Origin of the sequence: Trichlorobacter thiogenes (assembly GCF_900167465.1) — a bacterium.
Taxonomy (GTDB): Bacteria; Desulfobacterota; Desulfuromonadia; order Geobacterales; family Pseudopelobacteraceae; genus Trichlorobacter; species Trichlorobacter thiogenes.
The window spans coordinates 19,864-41,809 of sequence record NZ_FUWR01000018.1 but is presented as its reverse complement, the minus strand read 5'-3'; the positions used below and the strand labels follow the sequence as shown (position 1 = coordinate 41,809).

The 21,946-nt window shown below is 51.8% G+C and carries 20 protein-coding genes and 1 tRNA gene; 9 read left to right on the top strand and 12 right to left on the bottom strand.

The genetic code is table 11. The features are described 5' to 3' along the window. The first annotated feature begins 74 nt into the window (after positions 1–74). The 4 genes from speA to B5D39_RS13490 all read left to right on the top strand — a co-directional run bounded on the left by speA (position 75) and on the right by B5D39_RS13490 (position 4,617). A complete protein-coding gene (gene speA, locus B5D39_RS13505) occupies positions 75–1,982 on the top strand; it encodes an arginine decarboxylase (RefSeq protein ID WP_078790982.1) in 1,908 nt (635 codons plus the stop codon). A 3-nt stretch (positions 1,983–1,985) separates the two neighbouring features. Next, the gene (locus B5D39_RS13500) at positions 1,986–3,182 is read left to right on the top strand and encodes a saccharopine dehydrogenase family protein (RefSeq protein ID WP_078790981.1); all 1,197 of its coding nucleotides are present in this window, start codon (positions 1,986–1,988) and stop codon (positions 3,180–3,182) included. Positions 3,183–3,319: 137 nt separating this feature from the next. Continuing rightward, positions 3,320–4,474 (top strand): carboxynorspermidine decarboxylase, encoded by a 1,155-nt coding sequence (gene nspC, locus B5D39_RS13495; protein WP_078790980.1) that lies wholly within the window; start codon positions 3,320–3,322, stop codon positions 4,472–4,474. Positions 4,475–4,540: 66 nt separating this feature from the next. After that, a tRNA-Arg gene (locus B5D39_RS13490) sits at positions 4,541–4,617 on the top strand. A gap of 192 nt (positions 4,618–4,809) precedes the next feature. On the opposite strand, the gene B5D39_RS13485 is transcribed toward B5D39_RS13490, so the two are convergent. Further along, positions 4,810–6,807 carry an ATP-dependent helicase gene (locus tag B5D39_RS13485; protein WP_078791004.1) on the bottom strand — a complete coding sequence of 666 codons (1,998 nt, stop codon included), beginning with the start codon at positions 6,805–6,807 and terminating at the stop codon, positions 4,810–4,812. Positions 6,808–6,929: 122 nt separating this feature from the next. Here B5D39_RS13485 and ppk1 point away from each other — a divergent pair, with 122 nt between their 5' ends. Then, positions 6,930–9,203 carry a polyphosphate kinase 1 gene (ppk1, locus tag B5D39_RS13480; RefSeq protein WP_139366774.1) on the top strand — a complete coding sequence of 758 codons (2,274 nt, stop codon included), beginning with the start codon at positions 6,930–6,932 and terminating at the stop codon, positions 9,201–9,203. Between the two features lie 232 nt (positions 9,204–9,435). After that, positions 9,436–9,705 carry a hypothetical protein gene (locus B5D39_RS13475; protein ID WP_078790979.1) on the top strand — a complete coding sequence of 90 codons (270 nt, stop codon included), beginning with the start codon at positions 9,436–9,438 and terminating at the stop codon, positions 9,703–9,705. A gap of 5 nt (positions 9,706–9,710) precedes the next feature. On the opposite strand, the gene B5D39_RS13470 is transcribed toward B5D39_RS13475, so the two are convergent. The 11 genes from B5D39_RS13470 to B5D39_RS17040 all read right to left on the bottom strand — a co-directional run bounded on the left by B5D39_RS13470 (position 9,711) and on the right by B5D39_RS17040 (position 17,983). Further along, complete coding sequence (locus B5D39_RS13470; protein WP_078790978.1) at positions 9,711–10,484, bottom strand: tetratricopeptide repeat protein; 774 nt, start codon at positions 10,482–10,484, stop codon at positions 9,711–9,713. A gap of 15 nt (positions 10,485–10,499) precedes the next feature. Continuing rightward, positions 10,500–12,173: a sigma-54 interaction domain-containing protein gene (locus B5D39_RS13465; protein WP_078790977.1), complete on the bottom strand. Its 1,674-nt coding sequence runs from the start codon at positions 12,171–12,173 to the stop codon at positions 10,500–10,502. A gap of 36 nt (positions 12,174–12,209) precedes the next feature. After that, positions 12,210–12,464, bottom strand: coding sequence for a hypothetical protein (locus tag B5D39_RS13460; protein ID WP_078790976.1), 255 nt, complete (start codon positions 12,462–12,464; stop codon positions 12,210–12,212). Positions 12,465–12,525: 61 nt separating this feature from the next. After that, a complete protein-coding gene (locus tag B5D39_RS13455) occupies positions 12,526–14,373 on the bottom strand; it encodes a cytochrome c3 family protein (RefSeq protein ID WP_078790975.1) in 1,848 nt (615 codons plus the stop codon). 27 nt (positions 14,374–14,400) lie between these two features. Then, positions 14,401–14,946 carry a hypothetical protein gene (locus B5D39_RS13450; protein ID WP_139366773.1) on the bottom strand — a complete coding sequence of 182 codons (546 nt, stop codon included), beginning with the start codon at positions 14,944–14,946 and terminating at the stop codon, positions 14,401–14,403. A 264-nt stretch (positions 14,947–15,210) separates the two neighbouring features. Further along, on the bottom strand, positions 15,211–15,357 hold the full coding sequence (locus tag B5D39_RS17145) for a hypothetical protein (RefSeq protein WP_012470116.1): 147 nt from the start codon (positions 15,355–15,357) through the stop codon (positions 15,211–15,213). A 32-nt stretch (positions 15,358–15,389) separates the two neighbouring features. Further along, positions 15,390–15,542, bottom strand: a complete 153-nt coding sequence (locus B5D39_RS17140) for a hypothetical protein (protein WP_167370396.1) — start codon at positions 15,540–15,542, stop codon at positions 15,390–15,392. 40 nt (positions 15,543–15,582) lie between these two features. Next, positions 15,583–15,900 (bottom strand): hypothetical protein, encoded by a 318-nt coding sequence (locus B5D39_RS13445; RefSeq protein ID WP_078790973.1) that lies wholly within the window; start codon positions 15,898–15,900, stop codon positions 15,583–15,585. 494 nt (positions 15,901–16,394) lie between these two features. Continuing rightward, positions 16,395–17,012: a rhodanese-like domain-containing protein gene (locus B5D39_RS13440; RefSeq protein ID WP_279627312.1), complete on the bottom strand. Its 618-nt coding sequence runs from the start codon at positions 17,010–17,012 to the stop codon at positions 16,395–16,397. Positions 17,013–17,150: 138 nt separating this feature from the next. Further along, the gene (locus tag B5D39_RS13435; RefSeq protein WP_078790971.1) at positions 17,151–17,561 is read right to left on the bottom strand and encodes a rhodanese-like domain-containing protein; all 411 of its coding nucleotides are present in this window, start codon (positions 17,559–17,561) and stop codon (positions 17,151–17,153) included. An 89-nt stretch (positions 17,562–17,650) separates the two neighbouring features. After that, a complete protein-coding gene (locus B5D39_RS17040; protein ID WP_078790970.1) occupies positions 17,651–17,983 on the bottom strand; it encodes a hypothetical protein in 333 nt (110 codons plus the stop codon). A gap of 257 nt (positions 17,984–18,240) precedes the next feature. Here B5D39_RS17040 and B5D39_RS13425 point away from each other — a divergent pair, with 257 nt between their 5' ends. The 3 genes from B5D39_RS13425 (at position 18,241) to cybH (ending at position 21,939) form a co-directional block, all read left to right on the top strand. After that, positions 18,241–19,365: a hydrogenase small subunit gene (locus tag B5D39_RS13425; RefSeq protein WP_139366772.1), complete on the top strand. Its 1,125-nt coding sequence runs from the start codon at positions 18,241–18,243 to the stop codon at positions 19,363–19,365. 3 nt (positions 19,366–19,368) lie between these two features. After that, positions 19,369–21,069 (top strand): nickel-dependent hydrogenase large subunit, encoded by a 1,701-nt coding sequence (locus B5D39_RS13420; RefSeq protein ID WP_078790969.1) that lies wholly within the window; start codon positions 19,369–19,371, stop codon positions 21,067–21,069. A 159-nt stretch (positions 21,070–21,228) separates the two neighbouring features. After that, complete coding sequence (gene cybH / locus B5D39_RS13415; RefSeq protein ID WP_078790968.1) at positions 21,229–21,939, top strand: Ni/Fe-hydrogenase, b-type cytochrome subunit; 711 nt, start codon at positions 21,229–21,231, stop codon at positions 21,937–21,939. Positions 21,940–21,946: the final 7 nt, after the last annotated feature.

The window sequence follows — 21,946 nt, the reverse complement described above, 5'->3', positions numbered from 1 at the left end:
TGCGGTCCCGCCCCCTTTTTTGTTGACGGTACACACTCAAATCCTGCATAAGTCCCGATTGAGGAGGGTTGTCTATGGAGCGCTGGTCAATCAATGAGTCTGCCAAGGTATACAACCTGGATAACTGGGGGGCAGACCTGTTTTCAATCAACAAAAAGGGCAATGTCTGCGTTCACCCTTCCTCAAATTCAAAGAACGCCATTGATCTGCGCGCCCTGGTTGATGACCTGATCAAGCGCAAGATCAAGCCGCCGATCCTGCTCCGTTTCATGGATGTGCTGCAGGGGCGGATCGCCTCCATCAACAGAGTCTTCCGTAATGCCATTGCGGAAAACGACTATCCTGCCAAATATCAGACCTTCTACCCGATCAAGGTAAACCAGCAGCGCCAGGTGGTAGAGGCGATTGCCAGCTACGGCAAGCGCTACAACATCGGTCTTGAGGTCGGTTCAAAGCCGGAACTGGTGGCTGGTATCGCCATCTCCACCGGTAATGGCCTGCCGATCATCTGCAACGGCTACAAGGATGCCGAGTATATCGAGACCGTGCTGTTTGCCACCAGGGTCGGCTACAACATCACCATCGTGGTGGAGAAGCTGTTTGAGCTGGAAAAGATCATTGAACTTGCCAAGAAGACCGGCATCAGGCCAACCTTGGGTATCCGGGTTAAGCTCTCCTCCAAGGGGACCGGCAAATGGGCCACCAGCGGTGGCGAAGATGCCAAGTTCGGCCTGCGGATGTCAGAGATCATGGCAGCCATCAAGATGCTGCAGGAGGCAGATCTGCTGGATTGTGTCAACCTGCTGCACTCCCATATCGGCAGCCAGGTCACTAAGATCGACAAGATCAAGACCGCCCTGATTGAGGCAGCCCGGATCTATTCCGAGATGCGCAAGCTGGGGGTCAATATCCAGTATCTGGATATCGGCGGCGGTCTGGGGGTTGATTATGATGGCTCCAAATCAAGCTACTTCTCCAGCGTCAACTACACGGTGGAAGAGTACGCCAATGACGTGATCTACCAGATCAAGAACATCTGTGACGAGGCCGGGGTGGACTGCCCCAACATCATCTCAGAATCCGGTCGGGCCACGGTTGCCCATTATTCAGTAATGATTACCAACGTCCTGAATACCAACACCCAGAACCTGATGCCGGATTACGAGCAGATTCTTGAGGAGATGGAAAAGCCAGCCCCCACGGTTAAAAAACTGCTGGATATCTACAAGAGCATTGACCGTTATTCGTTGCGGGAGGATTACCACGACACCCTGCAGCTGATCAATGAGGCGGTCAGCCTGTTCAATCTGGGCTATCTGACCCTGCAGGACCGGGCCATTGCTGAGTGGCTCTATTCCAAGATCATCAAGAAGATTAACAGCATTGTGGAGAAGATCAAGCCGATCCCTGAGGAGCTGCAGAACTTCCAGCTTGCCCTGCGCCAGACCTACTTTGCCAACTTCTCACTGTTCCAGTCCATTCCTGACTCCTGGGCCATTGATCAGCTCTTCCCGATCATGCCGCTGCAGCGTCTGGGACAAAAGCCGGATGTAATGGCCTCCATTGCCGATATCACCTGTGATTCAGACGGTGAGATCACCAGCTTTGTGGGGGAAAACGGACGCAGCAAGTTCCTGCCGATGCATAAGCTACGCAAGGATGAAGATTACTACATCGGCTTCTTCCTGATCGGTGCCTATCAAGAGATCCTGGGCGACCTGCACAACCTGTTTGGTGACACCAATGCCGTGCATATCACCTTTAACAAAAAGACCGGCTACATGATTGATACGGTCATCAACGGCGATGCCACCTGGGAAACCCTCAAGTACGTTCAGTACAAAGGCCCAGAGATCCTGAAACATGTGCGGGACAACCTTGAAAAACAGGTTGCCATCAAGAAGGTCTCAATTGAAGAGAGCAGTCACTTTATTGAACTGTTGGATAGAACCCTGTTGGGATACACCTACCTAGGAGAATAAACTATGAGCAACGTCCTTATTATCGGCGCTGGTGGTGTTGGCCAGGTTGTGACCCATAAATGTGCCCAGCGTCGTGATGTTTTTACCGAGATCACGCTTGCCTCCCGTACCAAAGCCAAGTGCGATGCCATTGCCGCCCAACTGGGGGGCAGTATCAAGACCGCCCAGGTGGATGCTGATAACGTGCCTGAACTGGTGGCCCTGATCAAGCAGGTGCAACCCAAACTGGTGATCAACGTGGCCCTGCCGTATCAGGATCTGACTATCATGGATGCCTGCCTTGAGACCGGGGTGGATTATCTGGATACCGCTAACTATGAACCGCTGGATACGGCAAAGTTTGAGTATTCCTGGCAATGGGCCTATCAGGATCGCTTCAAGCAGGCTGGTCTGATGGCGCTGTTGGGTTCTGGTTTTGATCCAGGCGTGACTAACGTCTACACCGCCCTGGCAGTCAAGAAGTATCTGGATGTGATTGAAGAGCTGGATATCATCGATGCCAACGCAGGCAGCCATGGCCAGCCTTTTGCCACCAACTTCAATCCTGAGATCAATATCCGCGAAGTAACCGCCACCTGCCGCCACTGGGAAAACGGCCAGTTTGTGGAAAGCCCGGCGCTCTCCACAAAGCGGGTCTTTGACTTCCCCGAGGGGATCGGGCCGATGAACTGCTACCGCCTCTACCATGAGGAGATGGAGTCAATCGTCAAGCATATCCCCACCATCAAGAAGGCCCAGTTCTGGATGACCTTTTCCGACAACTACCTCAAGCACCTTGAGGTGCTGCAGAACGTGGGCATGACCCGCATTGATGAGGTGGAGTTTAACGGTCAGAAGATTGTACCGATCCAGTTCCTGAAAGCACTGCTGCCTGATCCGGGCTCATTGGGGCCGCTGACCAAGGGCAAGACCTGCATCGGTGTGATTGCACGTGGCCTGAAGGATGGTAAGCGCAAGCAGGTCTATATCTACAACATCTGCGACCATGAGGCCTGCTACAAAGAGGTCCAGTCCCAGGCCATCAGCTACACCACCGGCGTACCTGCCGTGGTAGGGGCGATCATGATGCTGACCAAGCAATGGCATGCAGCAGGTGTCTGGAACATGGAACAGTTTGATCCAGAGCTGTTCCTGGAGGTGCTGGGGCCAATGGGATTGCCAACAGTCGTGGTAGATGGCGGCGAGTGGCCGGAACTGTAGAAACGCCATCTCTGCGCCCTGGCTGATTCAGCCCCTACAGAGGCTTCTTTGGCGTACTTTTCTGTACGCCTTCATCGCCTCTTTGGTGCCGTCTCAGTCATCATCGCAGACCTGACGTTTCTTGAACGGATTAATTTATGACCGGTATTGATTGTGAAAAAATAGCTCAGCTGGCCCCTTCACCCGCCTATGTGGTTGACCTGGGCAGGTTGCGCCACAATTTGGCCATTCTTGATCAGGTGCAGCAACGCAGCGGCGCCAAGATCCTGATGGCGCTGAAGGCGTTCTCCATGTGGAGCACCTTCCCGCTGATCAGCAAGACCCTGCAGGGCGTTTGTGCCAGTTCACCCTGGGAAGCACGGCTGGGGCGGGAAGAGTTTGGTCGTGAAGTACACAGCTTTGCTGCTGCCTTCAAGGAAAGCGACGTGGTGGAGCTGCTGGGTATCTCCAACCACCTGGTTTTCAACTCCTTCAACCAGCTGGAGCGCTTCAGGCCCTTATGGGAAAAAGAGCAGGGCAGGGTCTCTATTGGTCTGCGGGTCAACCCGGAACATTCTGAAGGGCACACTGCCATCTATGATCCCTGTGCCCCCACATCCAGGCTGGGTATTCCGGTTGCTGAATTTGAAGGACGCTCTCTGGCTGGAGTCGAGGGGCTGCACTTCCATACCCTCTGTGAGCAGTTGTTTGAGCCACTGGAACGGACTGCCAAGGTATTTGAGGAAAAGTTTGGCAAGTATCTGCAGGGGATGAAGTGGTTGAACCTGGGTGGTGGGCATCATATCACCCGCGAAGGCTATGATATTGACGGCCTGGTGGAGCTGATAACGTATTTTAAAGAAAAGTATAAACTTGAGGTCTATCTGGAGCCGGGTGAGGCGATTGCCATCGGCACCGGTGTTCTGGTCAGTGAAGTGCTGGATCTGGTGCATAACCAGATGGCTATCGCTATTCTGGATGTCTCAGCCACCTGTCATATGCCGGATACCCTGGAAATGCCCTATCGACCTGATATCACCGGCGGATTCAATGCTGGTGAGAAACCCTACACCTACCGTCTGGGCGGCCCTTCCTGTCTGGCTGGTGATGTGATCGGTGACTGGTCCTTTGAACAACCGCTTAAGCCGGGTGATCGTCTGGTGTTTGAAGATATGTCCCACTACACGATGGTCAAAACAACCACCTTTAACGGTATTCAACACCCCCATATTTGCACCTTTGAACCGGACACCGGCCAGCTGCAGGTGGTGCGCAGTTTTGGCTATCCTGACTTTAAATCAAAACTCTCCTAAAAAATATCTGCTCTGCTACTTGCGAAACCCATCTCCGGTGGGGTATAGTACACAACTACCTTTTACGTCTCCTTAGCTCAGCTGGATAGAGCAACGGCCTTCTAAGCCGTAGGTCGCAGGTTCGAATCCTGCAGGGGACGCCAATAAAAACAGGGGCTTGGCCTTTATGGGTTAAGTCCTTTTTGTTTTGTGGTGTAGTTGGTGGTGTAATAAAAAACCAGTTCTCTGTCATGGGTTCCCGGTTTTTTGTTATGTGCTGCCTTATATTTCATTTCTCTGGTGGTAATATCCTTAAAAATGTAGTGGAATCAAATGGAGGGAAAGATGGAAGATTGCTACATGTTCTGCATCCTTGCAAAAAAATCCATTCCCATATCAACCGGTTCTGCTTCTTTGTGTTCTGCATCACCACCCTCAAACAGTTCTGGTGGAATTTCAGCTAGAAACCTGCTGGGCTGGCGTTCTTCCCAGGTTCCATATTTGCGGCGCTTCAGGCAACGTGAGATCGTCAGGCGCTCTCTGGCGCGGGTGATCCCCACGTAACAGAGCCGCCGTTCTTCTGCCACCTCAGGGTCTTCATCAATGGAACGGTGGTGGGGCAGCAGCCCTTCCTCCAGGCCAACCAGAAAGACCTGTGGAAATTCCAAACCTTTGCTGGCATGCAACGACATTAAGGTGACGGCATCCTGTGGCTGGTCATCACCGGCCTCCCGCCGGTTATCTTCCAACAGTGCGATCCGTTCCAGAAAATCAGCCAGCCCTGCAGTCGGGTTTCGTTCCTCAAAACTGGCCAGGGCATTAATTACCTGTTCAATGTTCTCGATCCGCTTACGGGCCTGCACCGGGTTGTCAATGGTCCGGTACAGCTCCTGATTGATCCCCAACCGTTTGAATAGGGCTGTTGCCTGGGGCGCCATGTTACTGCTGGTAAAGTCAGCAAGTTCCTGTCTGATCATGCTATGAAAGCCGTTGACCGCCTTACGGGTTGCCTCACTGAGCCCTTCAATCTGATCAGCCATGCCCAGGGTGTCGTACAATGACAGGTTGTGCTCCAGGGACCATTGTTGCAGGCGTAGCAGGCTGGTACCGCCGATTCCCCGTCTGGGAAAGTTGATGGTCCTGACCAGGGCCGCCTCGTCCCGGGGGTTGGCCAGCACGGCCAGGTAGGAGAGGGAGTCTTTGACTTCTTTCCGTTCAAAGAACTTCTGACCACCAACCAGTACATACGGGACCTCTTCCATCCGTAGAGCCTCTTCAAAGGCCCGGCTCTGGGCATTGGAACGGTAGAGGATGGCAAAGTCTTTCCAAGGGCGCTTGTTACGGTATTGGGCCAGCTGGAGCTGCTCCACCACCTGACGGGCCTCTTCGTCATCGGTGTCAGCCACCAGCAGGCTGATCAGTTCACCCGTGCCTGAGGCGGTCCAGAGCGCCTTGTCACTGCGTTTGCTGTTGTTCTTGATGACGGTGTTTGCTGCATTCAGGATGGTACCGGTTGAGCGGTAGTTCTGCTCCAGTTTGACCACCTTGCAACTGGTGCGCTCTGAAGAAAAGTTGAGGATGTTGGCGATATCTGCCCCGCGCCAGCCATAGATAGCCTGATCATCGTCACCCACCACACAGAGATTGCCATGCCCCTGTGCCAGCAATGAAATCAGCTTGTACTGACCGGCATTGGTGTCCTGATATTCATCCACCATGATGTAACGGAAGCGATCTTGCCAGTGTTGGCGGACCTCAGGCAGTTCCTCCAGCATCCGTACCGTCAGCATGATGATGTCGTCAAAATCAATGGCATTGTAGGCCCGCAGCAGGTGCTGATAGCGGGGATAGACCGCTGCTGTAACCTGCTCAAGCGGGTTGGTTGACAGTTTTGGGTATTGTTCAGGGGCAATCAGTCGGTTCTTGGCAGAAGAGATCTGCCAGCGCACCATATCCGGCTGAAACTGTTTGGTGTCGATGTTCAGGTCGGATAAGGCCTGGCGTACCACGCCGGCTTGATCACTATCACTATAGATGGTGAAGTTTGGTTTGTAGCCCAGTCTGCGGATATCACGGCGCAGGATGCGCACCCCCAGCGAGTGAAAGGTGCTGATCAGAATTCCTTCAGCCTTGGAGCCTGCTGCCCGTTTGACCCGTTCCTGCATCTCTTTGGCTGCCTTGTTGGTAAAGGTGACAGCAAGGATCTGGTCTGCAGGAATTTTAAGTTTTGCCAGCAGGTGGACAATCCGGCTGGTAATGACCTGGGTCTTGCCTGATCCGGCTCCAGCCAGCACCAGCAGGGGGCCTTCGGTATGGTGGACGGCTATAAATTGTTCTGGGTTGAGTTGTGACATGGGATAGGTGGTGTACCACAGATGACCGGCCTGATCAACCGCTTCAAAACAACCGCTGTTTGTTGCATGATTGTAACAGTAGTGTAGAATCAAATCAGCGTATAACAATCTGGAGGTGGCATGTGACTGCTGCTCGCAAGCTTGATAAACATAAGGGGAAAAAGATGGATCAAGTGCAACAGGGTGCTGAAGCAGCTCCAGTTAAAAAGGCTGTCTCATCACGACGTCGAACAATAAAAACAGTACCACAGGCAGAAAAGGAACTGCAGAAGTTGCCGGAAACTCCAGACTTTGATCTGGATGATAGCCAATGGTATCTAAACCGTGAGCTGACCTGGCTGGCCTTTAACCGGCGAGTAATGAGCGAGGCGTCTGATACCCGAACACCTCTTTTGGAACGGATTAAATTTTTGGCCATAGTCGGCGCCAATCTGGATGAATTTTTTATGAAGCGGATTGGCGGTCTGAAACAGCAGCTTGCAGCAGGTGTGCAGGAGCTGACCATTGACGGACGTACTCCCCGCCAGCAGTTGCAGGAATGTCACACCCATGTGCGTACCCTGGTGACTGATAAGGCCGCCCTGTTCAGGCAGTTGATGAAACTGCTGGATGATAAGGGTATTGAGGTGGTGGGGTGGAAAGATCTTACCAGTCGCGAACAAAAGGGGTTGCGTGAACTGTATGCCCGTGACATCTATCCGCTCCTGACCCCTCAATCCATTGATCCGGCCCATCCTTTTCCCTTTGTCTCCAATCTTTCGCTGAACCTGCTGGTAACGGTCCGTTATCTTCGTGAAAAAGATGTTTCGCTGGCGCGGGTCAAGGTGCCGCTTGGTTCCGGTGTAGCCCGTTTTATGCGGGTGGGAAAAGGTGATCGGTTTGTGCCGCTTGAAGAGGTGATGGCAGCAAATCTGGATATGTTGTTTCCAGGCATGAAGGTGGTTTCCTGCGAGTTTTTCCGGGTAACCCGCAATGCCAATACCGAGAAGGATGAAGAAAAGGCGGATGACCTGGTGGCTATGATCGAATCAGAGCTGCAGGAACGTCGCTTTGCCCCGATTGTACGGCTTGAAGTGGTGTCTGGCATGGACCCGGTGCATAAAGGCCGTCTGGCAGCAGAGCTGGACCTTGATGAGGCCAGTGATGTGTTTGAAGTGTCAGAGATGCTGGGGATGCGTGATCTGTTTGAGATTGCCCGTCTGAACTACCCCAAGCTCCATGATCCGCCACACCACCCTGAAGATCATCCCCAGTTGATGTCATCCCGCAACATCTTCCATATTATCCGTAACAGCGGTGATTTTTTAGTGAAACACCCGTACCAGTCCTTTGCCAGTTCCGTTGAGCGGTTTATTAACGAGGCTGCCGATGATCCCAAGGTCTGTGCCATCAAGATGACCCTCTATCGTACCTCAAAGGAGGGACGGTTGATTGAGTCATTGGTGCGTGCAGCAGAAAATGGCAAGCAGGTGGCGGTGGTGGTGGAGCTGAAGGCCCGTTTTGATGAGGCGGCCAACTTAAGGATTGCCGAGCGGATGGAGGAGGCCGGTATCCATGTTACCTATGGCGTAGTTGGGCTCAAGACCCACTGCAAGGTGATTCTGGTGGTGCGGCGAGATTACAACGGCATCCGGCGCTATGTGCATATCGGCACCGGCAACTACCACACCGACACGGCTCGTCTCTATAGTGACCTTGGTCTGTTCACCAGTGATGATGCCATAGGTCAGGACCTGACCGAGCTGTTTAACTATCTGACCACAGGTTTTTCTCCCAAGCGGACCTATAAAAAATTGCTGCCAGCTCCCAAGCTGTTGAAACGGTCGCTGCTTGAAAAGATTGAGCGGGAGATCGCTGTGCATAAGGAAAAGGGCGGGGGGCTGATTCAGTTTAAGATGAACGCCCTTGATGATGGGGATATTGTGAAAAGTCTGTATCGGGCCTGTCAGGCCGGTGTCCGGGTGGATCTGTATGTGCGGGATTCATGCCGGTTCAGGCCAGGGGTGCCGGGGCTTTCTGATACGGCCAAAGTAGTCAGTATTGTTGGTCGGTTTTTAGAGCACAGTCGTCTCTACTATTTCAGGAACAATGGCCAGGAAGAGTATTTTATCGGTTCTGCTGATGCCATGAAGCGGAACCTTGAATCGCGGGTCGAGATTCTGGTTCCGGTTGAGTCACCAGCATTGCAACAGCAGTTGCGGGAGTTATTGGATGCTCATGCAACTGACCAGCGCTATGCCTGGGATATGCAGCCGGATGGCAGCTATCTGCAGCGTAAACCGGCCAATGGACAGGAGCAGAGCGGGTTGCATCAGCTTCTGATCGCTCAGGCCAGTCAGTCAGCGCGGGAAGCACAGCGTTTAAAGCGGCGTGTAACCAAGTTGTTAAGTAATTGATTGTTGAGACAGTTGCGTTAGCTGAATTGGGCGTTGCATGTTTATGCAACGCCCAATTTGTTGATATTACACACGTAGTTTGAATGTGTGGTAATGATGTGTTGCAACTGCATCATTTGTGGTGCGTCTTGTTTGATGTGTAACATGATGAAATAAAACAATTAAATTGTATGGCACGCTTTGTGCTGTGTCTTAGTCATAAAACAATCTGCTATGTTGCAGGAGGCATATAATGAAAGCAAAAACAAATTACAGCGCAATAACCGGAATCGTTTCCATTGGTCACACTGATGTAGCCAATGTGATGTCATTCGCCGGTGGTGATGCGCTGCTCAAACAGTCTGATGTCCTTTTTGACGCAGGTCAGGAGCAGGATGCGCGGCTTGCCATGAAAGAGGCACTGAAGATTGCCCTGCAACGTCTTGATGCGGTGCATGGAACCGGAGCCAAGCAAGATGAAGCTGCAGATGAGGCTCTGTCAATCGGCTGTGAGACTGCCTGAAACCGTTAGCGTAGGTTAAACCGATCCAGTAGCTTACCCCATACGCGGCTCATCCAGCGTCCGAGTTTGATTGAAACCCGCTCAAGCCAGGTTTCTTCTCCCCGCATTTTCTTCAACACCAATGCCATGTTCAGCCGTGTCTCATAATCCTGCGGGTTCACGGTCTGAGCAAGGCGTAACCACTGCAGGGCCCCTTCGTAATCAGCCAGCATAGCCAGTGAGATCCCCAGTTGCCGCATAGAATCGTAATCCTGTTCGTTCAGCGCCAGCGCCTTGCGGAACCAGTCCAGTGATTCTTTGTCCTCCCCCAGTTTTGAAAGAGAAACACCGATCTGGCGCATTGCATCACTGTCTGTTTTGCTGACTGACAAGGCTTGCTCGTAGAATTTTATGGCTTTACGATCACGATCAAGACGGGAATGGGCAATCCCCATGCAACGCAGGGTATCGCCATCATTCGGCTCAATCGCCAGTACACGGTCAAAGGTACGGACTGCTGACCAGACCTTGCCATTCATCAGTTGCCAGACCCCAACCACCCGCATCAGAAACAGGTCATCAGGTGCCAGATTGAGTGCTTCAGTGAACAGACGGCCCTGTTCCTTACCGTTGTGTTCCAGGTAGCCAGCGGCCTCTGCCTGGAAATAGTGATGGTAGGCCGGATCATCCTTGGAAGCCTCCAGGGCTTCCTGGATTGCTGCCTTTCCTTCATCAATCCGTCCAAGGTCAAACAGGGTATCAATGGTGTGTGCTTGTTGCTGCAGGTCTGCGCGTGTCAATCAGCGTACCCCCTTTTAAGCCTCCTTCACACCAAGCCTTTTCATCCAACGCCAGAGGGTTGTACGGTCGATGTTTAATTCCCGTGCAACTTCAGCCCGATTGCCACTGTAACGGCTTAACAGTGCGTTCAGGTCTGCGGCGGTTGGGATCTTGCCGGAACGGCGCGTGTTTTGCGCCTGTTCATGGGTTTGACCCAGAAAATTGGTTGGCAGATGATCCGGAGTGATCTCTGTTCCGCGGCAGAGTATGACTGACTGTTCGATCAGATTCAAGAGTTCTCTGACATTGCCGGGAAAGGAGTGGGTAAGCAGCAGTTTTAAAACTTCAGGAGATACCGAGCGAACCTTTTTGTTGTAGGTAAGATTGAACCGTTGCAGGGCCATATCCACCAGCAGGGGGATATCCTCACGACGGTCACGCAGGGGGGGGATGTTGAGGGTGACAATGTTGATTCTGAAGTAGAGGTCCTGACGGAACGTTCCTTCCGCCACCATCTCTTCAAGATTACGGTGGGTTGCGGTGATAAAGCGGACATCGGCCTTGATGGGTGAGCGGGCACCCAGAGGTTGGAACTCATGGTTTTCCAAAACACGCAGCAGTTTTACCTGTAAGGGAAGCGGCAGGTCGCCGATTTCGTCCAGAAAGAATGTGCCGCCGTTACACAGCTCAAGCCGTCCGGGACGGTTCTCGGTAGCACCGGTAAAGGCGCCTTTGCGGACACCGAATATCTCTGACTCAAGCAGGGTTTCCGGCAGGGCACCGCAGTTGACAATCACCATCGGACCTTCACGGCGGGGACTCAAGTCGTGGATGGCCCTGGCAAACAGCTCTTTACCGGTTCCACTTTCGCCATTCAGAAAGACCGTTGCGTTGCTGGCAGCGATATCTTCCATGACATCAAACAAACGACGCATGGCAGGATTACGGCTCACCAGGCTGCGGAACGAGTACTTTTCGCGAATTTCTTCTTTAATTGCCGTAATGGGGGTCAGGTCGCGGACGGTTTCAACACCGCCCATAACATTTCCGGCTGCATCATAGAGAGTTGATGCACTGACGGAGATCAGTTTTTTACGGCCTTTGCGATCACTTATTTCTACTTCACGTTGGATAGATTGTCCGGTGGCAATTGCTTCAACCATTGGGCAGGCACCGGTGCAGGCTTCTGATTTAAAGATTTCATAGCAGGGTCTGCCGATCGCCTCCAGGGCGGAAACCCCGGTAATTTCTTCTGCTGCCTTGTTAAAGTGGGTGATGTGCATCCCTTCATCAACAGTAAACAGGCCATCGGCAACGCTGTCCATAATCGCGTAGATACGCTTCATACTACGCAGGGTTTCAACCCCGCCAATAGGATTGCCTTCGTCATCGTACAGAATTGAGGCGCTGACAGAAACTGGAATCAACTGATCTTCAGCATTTTTAATGGTTACTTCGCGGTTGGTAACCGGCTTTCCTTTTTTCATGGCCTCCCGTACCGGGCAACCGTTGTCGCAGACCGAAGTACGGAATATCTCATGACAGGGACGCCCAACCGCATCTACTCTCTTAATACCGGTCATCAGTTCTGCAGCACGGTTAAAGGCAATCACGTGCATATCACGGTCAACCGTGAAGACGCCATCTGCCACAGAGTCCATAATATGACTGAAATATTTAAGTTGTTCGCAATTTTCTTTGTCAGCCATGGTAGTGAAGGTTCCCTCCGGGAACTAAGCTTACATTCAGCAGGTAGCTGCCTGATACAGTTTCTGATTGGTACGGTTACGAATGATACGAAGGGTCAGGACGCCAGCTACAGATAGGCAGCCACCAACGCAAAGGAACAGATAGCCAAGGGTTCCTGCGGTGCCCAGACCGAACAGGTCTTTGGATTTAAGTACCAGCACCATAAAAAGACCACTAAAAATACTCAGTCCACCAACGATATACATGATAAAGGCAAGTATGGAAAGTATCAGAGATAGATCCTTTTTCATACGTTTTAACTCCTCTTAGAGAGTCAGGGGGCAGCAAAAGCGCTGCCCCCTGATCTGGTTATCAGGCCAGGAAGGCCCACATCATGGCCACCACAAGGGCAAGGCCGGTGAATACTGCGATAAAGCCGAAGGTTTTGAAGATGAAGTCATAAACTACACCACTGGGCTTCTCAACTTCAAAATGCTCCAGGATGCCTTGCTCTTCATAACGCTTCCACTGGTCTCCACGCTCTTCAATGAACTCTTCTTTAGCCATCTGACCGTTGAAGATAACAAAGTCCATCGGGAACTTCTCCGGGCGACCATGGGTGTTGAAGAAGTGAACCGTGAAGATGAAGCCGGTTGCCAGCAATGCCTCGTCAGAGTGGACGATGGTTGCCAGGTTAAAGGCCCAGCCGGGCAGGAATTGGCCGAAGAACTCGGGGAACCAAAGCATCAGGCCGGAACCGCCGATGGCAAACATACCCCAGAAGACTGCGATAAAGTCGAATTTTTCCCAGTATGTCCAGCGCTCAAAGGTTGGCTTGGGACCTTTGAACAGGAACCATTTGACCATACCGATGACGTCGCTGATGTCGCGGAAGTTAGGCATCAGGGAGTCTGGTCCGAACATCCGCTGCAGGATATTCCCTTTTACATCCTTACGGAGCAGCAGGAAGTCAATACTCATCCAGAGTGCGCCCATGAAGTAGTAGAAGGTCAGTACGGCACAACCGCGGTGGATCAGACCAGCGTACTCAACGCCGCCAAAGAAGGACATCATGGTCTGTGCCCAGGCCTGATCACTGAACTTAAGTGGCAGACCGGTCAGGGAGAGCCCCAGGAAGCTGACGATAACGGTGAAGTGCAGGAAGATGTGACGCTTCTTGAAGCGGTAGTACAGTTTGTGCGGCTCATCAATGTGGTGTACATGGCCTTCAATCAGGGCCTTCTGCTTTTCACGGTTTTCAACAAAACCACGGAACATCCAGAGCAGGGTGTGAACCCAGAATACCGCAAAGGTACCCACCAGCAGACCAACCATGGCCTTGAAGGTCCAGTACATCAGGGGATAGTTTTCACGGTCGTGGTGGCTGCCGTGTGAATAGAATTTGGCAAACAGTGCGGTTGCCTTGGTGTGACACTGGGCGCAGGATTTTGCGGCATTATTGGGGTGTACTGAAGATGCAGGATTGTCTTTTTTCAAGACGTTGTGTGCCGTGTGGCAGTCAGAACAGCCAGCAGCCTTCTGCAGCATACCCAGACGATAGCCTTTGCCGTGGTAGCTATCCAGATAGGTTTCAACAGCATGCCCGTTGACATGGTTACGGTGCATCATTTTTTCATCACTATGACACTTGATACAGGCATCAACATGGAACATACGTCCTTCAACCGTAGTTGCAGGCTGAACTTTTTTGATGCCGTGCAGACCGTGACAATCAGCACAACCCGGCGCATCGGGGTTGCCTTTCATCAGGGATACACCATGGACTGAGTTCAGGTGTGCCTTCTGTTTGTCGTGGCACTTGATACAGGCCAGGGTAGCTGCCTTCTTATCACCCTTTTTGGAACTAAATCCGTGGATGTCAGAGTGGCAGGATACGCAGGTCAGGCCGTTTTTGGCATGGACGCTCTTTTCAAACTCTTTTGCCTCATTACCGTGGCAACGGGAGCAGTTGACCTTGTCCAGTTTTGTGTTGCCGGTCATGTGCTTTTTCAGGTCGGCACTTTGTAAGTGACAGCTGGTACAGCCGTTTTTACCGTGGGGGGAGGCTGCAAAACTGTCGAGACTGATCTTGCCGCCGTGGCAACCAAGACAGTTCTCCGGGTCGTAGGCCATTTTGTCCACTGCAGCGTGGAGCATGCCTGGCAGCATGAACAGCATTGAAAAAACGAGTACAACGAGTGTTACTGGTGTTCGGCGCATGGTGCTCTCTCCTGAAAATAAAATGTGTTACTCGGCAGCTAGAACGTGCAGACAGATATCCGGTCCGCGCTGTTTTTGACGGTCGTTGTAACGGAACTCCATTTCTCGCAAATACTGAAAAAAATGATGTCTGAATCCACCTTGATAATGGATCAGCCCTTGTTTAATGAATCTCCAGAATGGTGTAGCAAGGGTAATACTGTCGCTGTCTCTGGATTGGCAATGCATCCGATCCAGATTAAGTCGCTGCAGGCTTTCATCATCCTGCGCAAAGAGCCAGCCCAGGATCGCAGTTTCCTGAAATCTAGGTTGTGATGACACTGGTGCTGCGAACAAAAAGTTGATTGCATCTCCAGATTTTACAATTGCTGCAATCGGGTTAGCAGTTTGGCCGCAGCTTTGTTGCTGCGGAAATGACTGAAACCAGGATGCTGGCAGGGTATCACTTTCAAACTGTTGCAGTATGGTCTGACGTGATAATTTAGCCAAATGTTCACGCAACAATCCAAAATATTTCTGGACGGTTTTTATATTCAGATCCAGGGCATTGGCAGTGTCAGCAGTACCATCCATGTTCCAGAAAGCTGTTGCAAGACCTTCCCGTACGATTGGCGCCAAACGGTTTTGACGATTGGCTGTTGCACTGAAAATTTTTCTGCAGAGTGAACACTTGAACCTGCCATCTGCCAGCTGATACAGGCGGCTGGTCGAGCAGGTAGGGCACTGCAGAGTACTACGAATTTCGGCATGTTGCAATGTTTGGTTCATCTGCATGGGGTAGTTGGCGTCAGAGCACAAAAATGGGCAGGAATACATCCTGCCCATGTTCATGAACGGTTAGCCAATCAGTTTATGAGCAATATGGCTCAGGCCTGGCCAGGCTACAGCTGTAGCTGCACCGGTAAAGAATACACCTGCTACTGCCAGCACTCTGCCAATGTACTTACGATCATCTAAATCTGAAAAATTCTGTTTTGCCTTCATGGCTTCCTCCTTTAGGGGTGTGGTATATGAAATTAACTGAAAAGGTCGATTAGTGCGCTGACAGCTCCGGCTGCAGACCAGGTAATGAAACCAGCCAAAAATACGCCAATACCTGCAAAGAGAGCTAAACTACCCTTTGCGGTGGTTTCTGCTACCAGAGTTGAAAAATTACTTTTTGCTTTCATGGTCGTCTCCTCTCACACAATGTGAATAGCGTCGATATTTTTAAATAAGGCAAAGGCTTTTAAGTATTTTACGGGCCTTTTCGCTACTTTCGCCAAACACTCTAATGCCAGCTTTTAACATGGTTTCCATCAGCGAACGGTCTGGAGCAGAACTGCAGACAACTTGTTTGATGCCATTCTGGTGGAGCCATGCTGGCAGTAGCGGTGTCTGTGTTGCATCCCAGATGCCCATGCTGACCTGATTGTGTTTGGTTTGGCTATGCTCATCATGCTCAAGGATAAAGAAAACCCGTTCAAACCCGCTGTTGGGGTGGCTCAGGGTTCCGTAGTAGGGTATGGCGATCTTTCCGGTGGTCATGGCGTGCCTCGTTTCATTCATGTGCAACAACAGTTTGTTGCATCTTTCTTAATCCAAGTATTGTGCCAAGTGCCGGTAATTAAAGTTATTTGTGTCTTAAGTAACCGATATTATTTGATTGATTTCAAATGGCTGGGTTGCTGAAGTTGTAAATAACGTTGTATATATGGTGTTGCATTTGCAACATTGATAGTGCCTGATTATGTGTAACTTGCTTTATTTGCAGCTTTATTCTGGTGTTGCGCAAAAGAACTGATGTTGCATTTGCGTGTGCAACATCAGCTGAGTTGTTTTAATAGCTAAAAGCCAAGCTGAAAGTATTGGATTTTAAATATAACTATTTGATAATAGATGGTTGTGTTGTTGTAAAGGTGTGAAATGTGGTTTGCTGATCACGAGTGGGGAGTGTTGCAGATAAAGCAAAATGATTGCAACTGAAACAAACAGGGACGGATAATTCCGCCCCTGTTTGTTTGGATCGATATAGACAGAATTTATTCAGTAATTTTGTACTTATCACCGGTAAAGGCAACATTTGCATTCAGCACTTTAAGGTTGGTAAAACCTTTTGCCTTGAGAGTTTCGTAGGCGATTCCGGCTCGAATACCGGTTGCACAATGGACGATAACCAGCTTGTCCTTAGGCACTTCCTTGTAGCGTGACCCAATCTGATCAGAGGGGATATGGATGGCTCCTTTGAATTGACCTGTCTTTCTTTCGGCGTCATTGCGGACATCCAAAATTACAATATTCGCATTGTCCAAAGCCTTGATAAAATCAGGAATGGTAATATCCTGTGCTTCAAGCTTCCGCACAAAGGTCAGGTTTGCCGGTGCCGGTTTGGGGCCTGCCTCAACAGGGGTGCCCAGTTTTTGCCATCTGGCCAGGCCACCGGGGAAGTAGGTTGCCTTGGACAGACCATAATCACGCATCAGCTCCAGAGCCTTGTCTATATCGGCCTGATTGTCGCTGTAGAAGACAATTGCAGCCCCTTTAAAGGAGGGCCAATTGGCTTCCTGATACTTTTCAAGGCTGGTAACAGGCAGGCTCATGGCACGAGGTATGTGGCCAGCGGCAAACTTGTCGGCAGCACGCAGGTCAAGCAAGAGGATATTGCCTTCTTTTACAAACTTGGGAGAAGATACAAAAGGCAGCTCTGCTTTTGCCCAGGCAGGGTCGCCACCTGAATATACTTTAACATTGGTGTAGCCATTTTTTGCTGCCAGACCGGCAGCTTTGATGGAGAACGGTCAGGTGGGGCCTCCGCACCAGAAGATGGCCAGTTTGTTCTTGTCAGCTCCTAGGCGTGATGCAACCTTGCCTTCCTTATCAAGTTTCTCCATTTCAGCATCTGTCAGGTGCTGTGATGTCGGGATGGTTGCAGCGTTGAAGCGTCCAGCCGGTCGGCTGTCAAACAATAAGTAGTTGCCTGCTTCTGATCCTTTGTCTACAAGTGCCTTTAGGGCTTCAGTACTGATGACGGTAACCCCTTTGGGCATGACCGGGCCTGCCGGTTTTTTTACTTCCTGTTTCGGGGTTGCTGCTACAGTTTGAGGTGCTGCTGCTTCGCTTTTAACTTCTGGTCCGGTTTCACAACCGGCCAGCATGGCGACAGCAAAGAGAGTGGCAAAACTAGCTGCAAGTCTGGTGCGGATACTCATGAATAGCTCCTTTCGGTAGTGTCCTGCTGTCTGAAACAGCAAGGAATAATCAGGAAAATGACATTTCTGTGGCTATGCGGCTTACGTGTTTAACTGAGTTTTTGAGGCGGGACAAAGATGTCAAAGTAGATCTGGGGGAGGTGAAAGGCTTGGTCGTCTGGTGCTCGTTGCACAGAAAGCAGTACAGGACGAGATGCCGTTAAATTGGTAACGAGGGCATCTGAGGGGAGAAATGAAGGGGTGGACGTGTGCGTGCCTTCCTGGCTGTCTTCGGCAAGCTCGTTCTGACTGAAAAGTAGGGAGGACGAAGAGGGGGTATCCAGCACCTGGGCAATCCAGGCACAATGACTGGCTGTCATACTGAAAAGCAGTACTACAGTAACGAGCATGATCAGAAAAATATGCTGTCTCAGGAAAATCATGGGGTGTGTATACATCGACCTTTGTAAAAGGTCAATTTTATGCAGAAAAATAAATATTTGTATATTTGAATGCGATGGTGAGTCTGTTGTGGTTTGCTGCGCTTGGTCTCAATATCCCCTTTACAAATATTCCCTTGACGCTTGCTAAAAACTTTTTCGGCGCTATAATAACATTGTTTGTATTAACCGTTGACGCTTTAAGTGAGGAGTATCGATAACAGGTGTTTGTTGTGCAGCTACCGCCAGAGGAGGTGTCTATGGACAGAGATGATTGTGCGGGAAAGAAACAGGAAGGTTTCTCAGTTGCCAGGATGCTTGAAGAACGGGGAGTCTCGCGGCGTGATTTCCTGAAATTCTGTTCTACTGTCACCGCTGCCATGGCATTACCCGCCACCATGGCACCCAAGGTAGCCCAGGCTTTGGACAAAGTTCAACGACCACCTCTGGTCTGGCTTGAATTCCAGGATTGTGCAGGTGATACAGAGGCGCTGCTTCGTTCTGCCAACCCAACCGTGGGTGAGTTGGTGCTGGATATCCTTTCGGTTGATTACCACGAAACCATCATGGCTGCTGCTGGTCATCAGGCTGAGGCCAACCTTGAAAAGACGGTCAAGGAGTTCCAGGGCAAGTACCTCTGCGTGGTTGAGGGTTCCATCCCGATGAAAGAAGGTGGGGCCTATGGCTGTGTTGGCGGCAAGTCCCATTTAGCCCGGGCCAAACAGGTCTGCGGTTCTGCTGCTGCCACCATTGCGGTGGGTACCTGTGCCAGCTACGGCGGCATTGCTGCTGCTGCCCCCAACCCCACTGGTGCGGTTGGGGTTAAAGAGGCGGTGCCCGGCGCAACCGTGATCAACCTGCCCGGCTGCCCCTGCAATGCCGACAACCTGACCGCAGTAGTGGTCCACTTCCTTACCTTTGGCAAACTTCCTGCCCTTGATAGCCATGGCCGTCCCCTGTTTGCCTATGGCAAGCGGATTCATGACAACTGTGAACGTCGTCCCCACTTTGATGCTGGCCAGTATGTTGAGCATTGGGGCGATGATGCCCACCGTAAAGGGCACTGCCTCTACAAAATGGGCTGTAAAGGCCCGGCAACCTTCCATAACTGTCCAACCCAGCGTTTTAACGAGAAAGTCAGCTGGCCGGTAGCTGCCGGCCATGGTTGTGTCGGTTGTTCCGAACCCCAGTTCTGGGATACCTCGCCGCTCTATCGTCGTCTGCCCAACGTGCCGGGCTTTGGCATTGAACAGAATGCCGACAAGATCGGGCTTGCCTTTGCTGCTGGTGTGGGTGGCGCCTTTGCCATTCATGGTGCCATGAATGCCCTGCGCAAGGATAAGGAGCCGGCTGCTGACGAAGAGACCAAGGAAGGGGGGGAATAGGATATGGCCAAGATAGTCGTTGATCCGATTACCAGAATTGAGGGGCATCTGCGGATTGAGGCCGAGATCGCAGACGGCAAAATCAAGGATGCCTGGAGCTCCAGCACCATGTTTCGCGGTATTGAAAAGATCCTGAAAGGCCGCGATCCACGTGATGCCTGGTACTGGACCCAGCGTTTTTGCGGGGTCTGCACCACCGTCCACTCCATCGCCTCAATCCGGGCGGTTGAGGATGCGCTCAAAATCAAGATCCCTCCCAATGCTCAATTGATCCGCAATATCATCATCGGTATCCAGGGGGTGCAGGATCACGTGATCCACTTCTACCATCTGCATGCCCTGGATTGGGTGGATATCACCTCGGCCCTTAAGGCTGATCCGGTCAAGACCGCCAGTCTGGCTGCCTCCATCTCTGATTGGCCCAACAACTCGGCCACCCACTTCAAGGCTGTGCAGGAGAAGCTGAAGGCCTTTGTGGGCACCGGACGCTTAGGCCCGTTCAGCAACGCCTATTGGGGACATCCCGCCTACAAGCTGCCGCCTGAGGCCAACCTGATGGCAACGGCCCATTATCTTGAGGCCCTGGAATGGCAGAAGGAAGTTATCAAGATCCACGCCATTCTGGGCAGTAAAAACCCCCATCCCCAGACCTTCCTGGTGGGGGGGATGTCGATCCCGGTTGATCCTGATTCCCAAAACGCCCTGAATGCTGACAAGCTGATTACCATCAAACGCCTTTTGGCCAAGGCCCAGGATTTTGTGGAAAAGGTCTACATCCCTGATCTGCTGGCCATTGCCTCGTTCTACAAGGATTGGGCTGCCATTGGTGGCGGGGTGGGCAACTTCCTTTCCTATGGCGAGTTCCCTGATCCAATTAGTGGTAATCTCTGGTTTCCGCCCGGTGCGATCATGAACAAGGATATCTCCAAGGTGCTGCCCCTGGATCAGCAGAAGGTGACCGAGTATGTTGATCACTCCTGGTATGAATATCAGGATGGACAGGGCAAGGGGTTGCATCCCTGGAAAGGTGAATCAGAGGCCAAGTACACCGGCCCCAAACCGCCCTATGAGTTTCTGGATACGGATAAAAAATATTCCTGGGTCAAGGCACCCCGCTATGATGAGGCACCCATGGAGGTCGGTCCGCTGGCCCGGATTTTGGTGGCCTATGTGGCTGGTCATAAAGAAAGCAAGGCAGCCGTTGATATGGTGCTGGGTAAGCTTGGTGTTGGTCCGGCAGCCCTGTTTTCAACACTGGGCCGCACTGCCGCCCGAGGGATTGATGCCCTGCTGATCGCCCGCCAGACACCGGTCTGGCTGGACGCCCTGATTGCCAATATCGGCAAGGGCGACTATCGCATTCACGCCAATGAGATGTGGGATCCCAAGACATGGCCTGCCGAGGCCAGCGGTTATGGCTGGCATGAGGCCCCCCGTGGTGCTCTGGGGCATTGGATCAAGATCAAGGATCAGAAGATCTACAATTATCAGGCCGTGGTGCCATCCACCTGGAACGCCTCGCCCCGTGATGCCAAGGGACAGCGCGGCCCCTATGAATCTGCCCTGGTGGGTACACCGGTTGCCAAGCCTGATCAGCCGTTGGAGATCCTGCGCACTATCCACTCCTTTGACCCCTGCCTGGCCTGCGCCGTGCATGTTACTGATGCCACCGGCAACGAGCTGGTGCGGGTTAAGGTCTCCTAGGAGGCTGTTAAAAACTACTGCGGAGCCCGTCTACTGCGTTGCGCGGTGCTCGCTCCTTCGCCTAACTATAACGTTATGTCTCAGTCGCTGCGCTCCGTGCGCCTTGTAGCCGTGCTTCCTCATAACGTTTTCAACAACCTCCTAGGAAAGGGGGCTGCCATGAGTGAGAAGAAGTTTAAACAGTATATCTGGGAACTGCCGGTCCGCTGGTGCCACTGGGTCAATGTGCTTTCCATTGTGGTGCTGGCTGCCACCGGCATCCTGATTGGTAATCCGGTCTTTATCGGCAGTTCAACCGATGCCTATCTGATGGGCTGGATCAGATTTATCCATTTTGTGTTTGCCTATGCCTTTGCTGTCAGCGTCATTACCCGGATGATCTGGACCTTCCGGGGCAACTGTTATGCTGGTTGGCGGGAATACTTTCCGTTCATGGGGGCAGCTGGCCGGAAAGAGATGAAGGAGGTGTTTGACTATTACACCTTCCGTAGCAAGCATCCTCCTGAGACCACCGGGCACAACCCCATGGCTGCCACCGCCTATTTTGTGCTGTTTCTGGTCTACTGGTTCATGATCCTGACCGGCTTTGCCATGTATGCCGAGCATGCGCCGGGTGGCACCATGCACAGCCTGCTGAAACCGGTCTATGTTATCTTTACCACCCAGCAGATGCACCTCTATCACCATTTGGCCATGTGGCTGATCTTTGGCTTTGTGATCAATCATGTCTATAGTGCCTGGCTGATGGATATTAAAGAAAAGGGTGGGGAAATCTCCAGTATGTTTAGCGGCTACAAGTTTACCACCAGCCCCTATGCGGTCTGCAAGAGCAGACACTGGGATTTCTTTCCCTGGAAGAAAAAGAAATAATACGGTT